This is a genomic window from Pelomicrobium sp., assembly GCF_036803785.1.
Lineage (GTDB): Bacteria > Pseudomonadota > Gammaproteobacteria > Burkholderiales > UBA6910 > Pelomicrobium.
Genome location: NZ_DAIRTR010000020.1, coordinates 24,783 through 31,879, shown reverse-complemented (window position 1 = coordinate 31,879; position 7,097 = coordinate 24,783). Strand labels below are relative to the sequence as shown.

The 7,097-nt window shown below is 66.2% G+C and carries 8 protein-coding genes; 7 read left to right on the top strand and 1 reads right to left on the bottom strand.

Annotated elements, in window-relative coordinates; genetic code table 11:
• From V7Q81_RS04015 to rlmD, 7 genes are all read left to right on the top strand, one after another.
• On the top strand, positions 1-474 hold a 474-nt coding region (locus V7Q81_RS04015), incomplete at its 5' end, for an NAD-dependent epimerase/dehydratase family protein (protein WP_333840575.1).
• 54 nt (positions 475-528) lie between these two features.
• The gene (gene cysM / locus V7Q81_RS04010; RefSeq protein WP_333840573.1) at positions 529-1,446 is read left to right on the top strand and encodes a cysteine synthase CysM; all 918 of its coding nucleotides are present in this window, start codon (positions 529-531) and stop codon (positions 1,444-1,446) included.
• Positions 1,447-1,504: 58 nt separating this feature from the next.
• Positions 1,505-3,451 (top strand): hypothetical protein, encoded by a 1,947-nt coding sequence (locus tag V7Q81_RS04005; RefSeq protein WP_333840571.1) that lies wholly within the window; start codon positions 1,505-1,507, stop codon positions 3,449-3,451.
• Positions 3,452-3,497: 46 nt separating this feature from the next.
• Positions 3,498-3,695, top strand: coding sequence for a hypothetical protein (locus V7Q81_RS04000; RefSeq protein ID WP_333840569.1), 198 nt, complete (start codon positions 3,498-3,500; stop codon positions 3,693-3,695).
• A 16-nt stretch (positions 3,696-3,711) separates the two neighbouring features.
• Entirely contained in the window at positions 3,712-4,134 is a 423-nt protein-coding gene (locus V7Q81_RS03995; RefSeq protein WP_333840567.1) for a YdbL family protein, read from the top strand.
• A complete protein-coding gene (locus V7Q81_RS03990) occupies positions 4,131-4,910 on the top strand; it encodes a 3'-5' exonuclease (RefSeq protein ID WP_333840565.1) in 780 nt (259 codons plus the stop codon). The genes V7Q81_RS03995 and V7Q81_RS03990 overlap by 4 nt, the downstream gene beginning before the upstream one ends.
• 48 nt (positions 4,911-4,958) lie before the next feature.
• Positions 4,959-6,260, top strand: coding sequence for a 23S rRNA (uracil(1939)-C(5))-methyltransferase RlmD (rlmD, locus tag V7Q81_RS03985; protein ID WP_333840563.1), 1,302 nt, complete (start codon positions 4,959-4,961; stop codon positions 6,258-6,260).
• Positions 6,261-6,293: 33 nt separating this feature from the next.
• On the opposite strand, the gene V7Q81_RS03980 is transcribed toward rlmD, so the two are convergent.
• A complete protein-coding gene (locus V7Q81_RS03980; protein ID WP_333840561.1) occupies positions 6,294-6,980 on the bottom strand; it encodes a Bax inhibitor-1/YccA family protein in 687 nt (228 codons plus the stop codon).
• Between the last annotated feature and the right edge of the window lie 117 nt (positions 6,981-7,097).

The following is a 7,097-nucleotide window of genomic DNA, read 5'->3' as shown; positions in this document are numbered from 1 at the left end:
TCCCACATGGGCCGCAGGGCCTCCGTGGCCTATCACCTGTTTCACCAGTATCGGCGCGAGGGGCGGGTGCGCCTGTTCCAGGGCTCCGGAGGCTACGCCGACGGCGAGCAACGGCGGGACTTCGTCTCGGTGGAGGATGTAGTCCAGGTGGTCATGTATTTTCTCGAGGCCGGGGAGATCTCTGGCATCTTCAACGTCGGTACTGGTGTTTCTCAGTCGTTTAACGACGTGGCGCTTGCCACCGTCAACGCCTGCCGGGCGGCCGAAGGCCTGGCGCCCCTCACCCTGGCGGCGTTGCGCGAACGGGGCATCATCGAGTACATCCCATTTCCTGAGACCCTGAAAGGCAAGTACCAGAGCTACACCCAGGCGGACGTGAGCGCCCTGCGCCGGGCTGGCTATGAGAAACCGTTTCTCAGCGTGGAGGAGGGCGTCAGCCGCTACGTGAGTGCCCTGCTTCAAGGCTCGCCCTGACGGGCCGGCGAGTGGGATAATGCCCGAAGCGATTCGAACCGAAGCGTGGACGGAATGAACGAGGCGACCGCGAACAAGGGCATCCGCTATCCGACCATCGAGGGCTTCGTCGGCAACACCCCCCTGGTGCGGCTCCAACGGCTGCCGGGCAAAACCCGCAACATCGTCTTGGCGAAACTGGAGGGCAACAACCCGGCCGGGTCGGTCAAAGATCGGCCGGCACTCTACATGATCAAGCGCGCTGAGCAGCGGGGGCGGATCAAGCCGGGCGATACCCTGATCGAGGCGACCAGCGGCAATACCGGCATCGCCCTGGCCATGGCGGCGGCCATCATGGGTTACCGCATGGTTCTGGTGATGCCCGAACACCTGTCCCTGGAGCGGCGGCAGACCATGCGAGCTTTCGGCGCAGAAATCATCCTGACACCCAAGGAGGGCGGAATGGAGGAGGCCCGGGATGTGGCGAACCGCATGCGGGACGAGGGCCGGGGTGTGATCCTGGACCAGTTCGCCAACCCGGACAATCCCCTTTCCCACTACGAAGGCACGGGCCCGGAGATTTGGCGCGACACCCGAGGCACCATCACCCATTTCGTGAGCAGCATGGGTACCACCGGCACCATCATGGGGTGTTCCCGCTTCTTCAAGGAGAAAAACCCGTCTGTCCAGATCGTAGGAGTGCAACCGGAGGAAGGCGCCCAAATTCCCGGCATCCGCAAGTGGCCCGAAGCTTATCTCCCGGCGATTTACGATCCATCCCGGGTAGACCGCATCGAACTCGTGTCCCAGGCGGAGGCCGAGGAGATGACCCGGCGCCTGGCACGGGAGGAGGGCATCTTCGCCGGCATTTCTTCCGGCGGCGCCATGGCGGTCGCGCTCAAGATCGCGCGGGAAGTGGAAAACGCGGTCATCGTTTCCATCGTTTGCGACCGGGGGGATCGGTATCTCTCCACCGGTGTGTTTCCCGCCTGAACGAGCCCTAGGGCCTCGCTTCGTACCGCGTCTTCGCACCGGCGCCGCCGGGGCCTTCTTGGTCCTGAGCGCAGCTGCTGCTTCCCCAACTTCGCCTGCGCTGAGCCTGTTCATCGGTGCGCTGGAGGGGCCGGGGTTTTCCCTCTCGGGATTGCGCGGTCACTGGGAGGCGGCAGAGGCGCGCTTTCACCTCACGGCAGAGCAGCTGGTGGTGGCGGGACGAGGATTCCGGAACCTGGCCCTCGAGTGCGGCGTGGCGCGCTTGGAGCCTTCCCGCATCACCTGCCATCGGGGCTTGCTGTACGCCGCCGAAGAGCGCATCCCGGTCAGCTTCCGTCTGCGCCCCGACACGGGCGAGTTTGACCTCAACCTCTCTCCCGCCGGCGAACGGTGGCAGGCGCGGGGTCGGGTCCGAGACGGGCAGTGGAAGGTGACCGTGGTGCTTCGCGGGGCCCGTATCGACCGATTGGCGGGACTTCTGCCTTCGGAAGCGCCACGTCCCGGCGCGGGAACCGCGAGCGGCACGTTGGTGCTTGAGGCGAGTAAGGCCCGCCTGCGCCGCTTGGAGGCCCGGCTCCAGGTGGAAGAGGGCTCGTTTTCCGACCCGACCGGTTTGCACGCGGGGGAGGGTCTGGGTGCCCGCGTGGAGCTTTCCTGGCAGGCTTCTACGACGGGAGGACGCTTCCGCGTTGCCGTCGACTGGCATGCCGGCGGCATCTTCTGGCAGCCGCTCTACCTGCCGTCGGGGGTCAGGCTGGAAGCCCAAGGAGAGACGATAGCGAAAACCGTGACGGTCAGCGACTTCCGCGCCGAGGTCGCCGGGGTCGGTCGGCTGGAAGGCCAAGGAACCTACCGGCTCGACCACCGGGTGCCCGTTGCCTTCGTCCTCCAAGCCCGTCGGCTCGATCTGGGCGGCCTGTACCAGCGTTTCCTGGCACCCCTCGCGCCGGCGCTGCAGCTGGCCGACACCACTGTGGCGGGGAGCGCCGACCTGCGGCTGTCCTTCTCCGAGGGGCGCTGGGAGACGGGGGACATCGTCTTGCACGATGCCCGGGTGGAGGAGCGGCGGCTCACCCTAGAAGGGCTCAATGGGCGGATCGCCTGGCACGCGAATGAACCCCGCGCGGGATGGCTCCGATGGCGCGAGGGGAGGCTATTGCGCGTCCCGTTCGGACCAAGCACGGTACGCTGGCAGTTGTTTTCGGGGCAAGCCCGCTTCGAAACCTTGGAAGTGCCGGTCCTGGATGGGGTCTTGAGCCTGCAGGACGCCCGCGTGGAGCGATCGACCCAAGGCTGGCGCTGGCAAGTGGCCGGGGCATTGAGCGCGGTGTCCATGGAGGCATTGTGCGAAGCCCTGGGCATCCCCCCTATGCACGGGAGCCTGTCCGCAGTGGTTCCCCGGATCACTTACGCCAACGCCCTCCTCGCCGTGGACGGTGCGCTGCTCTTTCGAGTGTTCGATGGGACGGCAGTGGCGCGCAACCTGCGTGTGGTGGATCCGCTGGGCCGGGTGCCCCGTTTGTCCGCCGACTTGGAGATGCGCCGCCTGGATCTGGATCTGCTCACCCGCACGTTCTCCTTCGGCAGCATGGAAGGGCGAGTGGACGTGGATGTGATGGGGCTCGAGCTGGTTCGGTGGAAGCCCGTGCGCTTCGATGCGCGCCTGGAAAGCAGTCCGGGAGACTATCCTAGGACCATCAGCCAGCGGGCGGTGGAGAACATCTCCGCCCTAGGGGGTGCGGGTGCGGCCGCGGCGTTGCAGCGCGGTTTCCTGCGTTTCTTCGAGCGCTTCCATTATCGCCGCCTGGGCGTGACGTGCCGGCTTGCCGGCGGGGTGTGCGCGATGGGCGGCGTGGCCGAGGCACCGGGCGGCTACGTGATCGTGGAGGGCGGCGGCATACCAGCCATCACGGTCATCGGTTACAATCGCGCGGTCGGCTGGAGCGAGCTGCTAGAACGGCTCCGGCGCATCACCCAGGAAAACGTCCGGCCCGTCATCCAATGATCGCATACGAGCTCGGGACTGCGCGCCACCCGCGAGGTGCGTGGCGATGAAGGGAGCGCTCGTGGCGCTGTTGCTTGCCCTCGCCGCCACGGTGGGCTGCGTTACCATCAACATCTATTTTCCCGCTGCGGCCGCCGAGAAGGCGGCCGACCGGATCATCGACGAAGTGTGGCAGCTCCAGCCATCAGAAAACAGAGGCCAGGGATCGGAGCAAAGCAGCCCCGTGCCTTCCCGTACGCCGTGATGTGGACAGAGGGAATATGAAGCATCCGTTTCACCGCCTGGTCGTGCTGCTTGCCCTTGCGCTGGTTACCGTCGGCTCCCAGGCCCAGATGGATCTGGAGATCAACACTCCCGCCATCGCAGCCCTCAAGGAAAGCATGCAGAAGCGTCATGCCCAGCTCGCACCCCATTACGCGAGCGGCGCGGTCGGGCTGACCCAGGACGGACTGGTGGCCTTGCGGGATGCCAACGCGGTGCCCCTGCCCCAACGGGCCGCGGTGAACGCCCTGATTACGGCAGAAAACCAGGATCGTCTCGCCCTGTATCGGGAAATAGCCCGGGCCAACGGCCATCCCGAATGGGAGCAGGACATCCGCGCCACCTTCGCCCAGCGCTGGATCGACAAGGCCCAGCCGGGCTGGTGGTACCGCAGGCCCGACGGCACCTGGGCGCGCAAGTGATCCCCGTTCTTGCTTTCGACATCGAGACCATACCGGACATCGAGGGGTTGAGGCGCCTGCACGGGCTCGACCTTTCAGTGCCGGACGTGCAGGTGGCCGAGATGGCGTTCCAGCGCCGGCGGCAGCAGTCGGGAAGCGACTTTCTCCCCCTGCACCTGCACCGGGTGGTGGTGATTTCCTGCGCCCTGCGGGATCGGGACAGCTTCCGGGTGTGGTCCCTGGGTCCTGGAGAGGATGAGGCCGAGCTGGTGCGGCGCTTCTTCGAGGGCATCGAGAAGTACACGCCCCAGCTCGTGTCCTGGAACGGGAGCGGCTTCGACCTGCCGGTGCTCCACTACCGAGGCCTCATCCACGGCGTCCAGGCGCCCCGCTACTGGGATCTGGGCGACGAGGACCGGGATTTCAAATGGAACAACTATATCAGCCGCTACCATACCCGGCACCTGGACCTGATGGACCTGCTTGCCCTGTACCAGCCCCGGGCCAACGTGCCCCTGGATGAATTGGCTCAACTGCTGGGGCTTCCGGGCAAGCTGGGTTTAGAGGGGGGCGCGGTGTGGGACGCTTACCGCCGGGGCGAGGGGGAAGCGGTGCGCCGCTACTGCGAGGCGGACGTATTAAACACCTACCTGGTGTTCTTGCGCTTCCAGCTCATGCGTGGTGTGCTGGACCGAGTCCGGTACCAAGCGGAGTGTGCCCTGGTGCGCTCCACCCTGGAGCGCTCCACGGAAAGCCACTGGGCCGAATTCCTCGCCCGCTGGGGTGCGGAAGTCTAAGTCCTCCCGAGTGTCCAGGGTCTGCGGGCGAACCTTTCTCCTCCCGCCATGAAAGTCGCCATCGTCGAGTCGCTGGACAACGAAGGTCATGGCGTCGTCCGGGACGCGGGCAAAGTGGTGTTTGTCGAAGGCGCCCTGCCGCGGGAGCGGGTCCTCTACACGTCCTTCCGGAAGAAACCCACCTACGAGTTCGCCCAAGTCAGGGAGCTTTTGCGGCCGTCTTATTTGCGCACGAGCCCGCGCTGTCCCTACTTCGGGACCTGTGGCGGTTGCAGCCTGCAGCACCTGGAAGCGGATGCCCAGGTAGCGGTCAAGCAGCGGGTGCTAGAGGATCAGCTCTGGCACATCGCCCGGGTGAAGCCCGACACCCTCTTGCCCCCGATCCATGGGCCGACGTGGGGCTACCGGCACCGGGCACGCTTCGCCGTGCGCTACGTACCCCGCAAGGGCGGGGTGCTCGTGGGTTTCCACGAGCGGCGCTCCAGTTACGTGGCGGACATGGCCGCCTGCGAGGTGGTGCCGCCACGGCTGTCGCGGCTGATCGCCCCTCTACGGGAATTGATCGGGGCGCTTTCCATCCGTACCCGCCTGCCCCAGGTAGAGGCTGCGCTGGGGGAGGTTACCACCGTGCTGGTGTTACGGGTGCTGGAGTCCCCGACCCCGGAGGACGAGGCTGCCCTGCGGGCGTTCGCGGAAAGCCACGCAGTGCACCTCTATCTCCAGCCGGGGGGACCGGCGACGGCGGCGCCGTTTCATCCCCCCGTGGAGGCCGATCTCTACTACGATCTGCCCGAGTTCAATCTGAGGATGCGCTTCGGGCCCACCCAGTTCACCCAGGTGAATCCCGCAGTGAATCGGGTGTTGGTGCGCCGGGTGGTCGCCCTCCTGGAGCCTCGCCCCGACGAGCGCATCGCGGATTTCTTTTGCGGGTTGGGCAATTTTTCCCTGCCTCTCGCCCGCGCTGGCGCCCAGGTGGTGGGCTACGAAGGGGAGCAGGCCCTGGTGCGCTCTGCCCACCGCAACGCCCAGGAGAATGGTCTTGCGGAACGGGTGCGGTTCATGGCCGCCGACCTGTTCGCGGTCGACGGGGCCTGGATGCGGGACCAAGGCCCCTTCGCCAAGATGCTGATCGATCCGCCCCGGGATGGGGCCATCGAGGCGGTCAAAGCATTGGGGGAAGGAGCGCCTCGGCGCATTGTCTACGTTTCATGCAACCCGGCGACCCTGGCCCGGGATGCTCAGGTGCTGGTGCATGCCAAGGGCTACCGCCTGCGCGCTGCCGGAGTCGTCAACATGTTTCCCCATACGACCCACGTGGAGTCCGTCGCCCTCTTCGAGCGCGGCGGGTAGCAGCGTGCCCCGCGGGGCCTGTCCGAGGGTGTCCTATTCCCGCTCGCTCCCAAAGGCCATCAAAAGCTGAAGCAGGGTGCTGAACAGGTTGTACACGCTCACGTACAGGGTGAGGGTCGCCGACACGTAATTGGTCTCGCCCCCGCGCACGATGGCGTTGAGCTGCCACAGGATGAGCCCCGCCGAGAGCAGCATGATCGCCGTGCACAGCGTCAAGTGCAGCACCGGACTCGCCAGGAACAAGTTCGCCACCACGCCGATCATGGCGATCACAACCCCCACCATGAGGAAGTTACCCAGGAAGCCGAAATCCCGGCGGGCAGCGGTGGCAATTCCAGCGAGAAGGAAGAACGTGAGGCCGGTGCCGCCCGCAGCCAGGGCCACCAGTTGGGCGCCGTTCTTTAGGCCCAGGGCTACCTGCAGCAGGGGCCCCAGCAACACCCCCATGAGCAGGGTGAAGGCAAGGAGCAGGTAGACGCCCCGGCTACTGTCGCGGTTGCGCTCGATGGCGAAGATCATGCCGTAGAACACGGCGAGCACGGCGACAGCGTAGACGAGGGGATGCGCTTGCAGGACGGACAGGGGGATGCGCAGGCCCAGCAGGGCCCCCAGGGCGGTGGGGATGAGGGATAGGCCCAGCAGCCAGTAGGTGTTGCGCAGCACCCGCTGCTGTTCCAGATTCAGGGTCTGGGGGTGGGCGATACTGTAGACGGGTTCCATTGGTCGCTTCTCCCTCGGTCGTTCGCTTCGTTTCGCTCGGGTCGTGGCGTCCTTATCCCCCTGCCTCGAGCCCTCGTCTCACGTCAGCCGCAAGCCTAACGGAGCGGCCTGGAACTT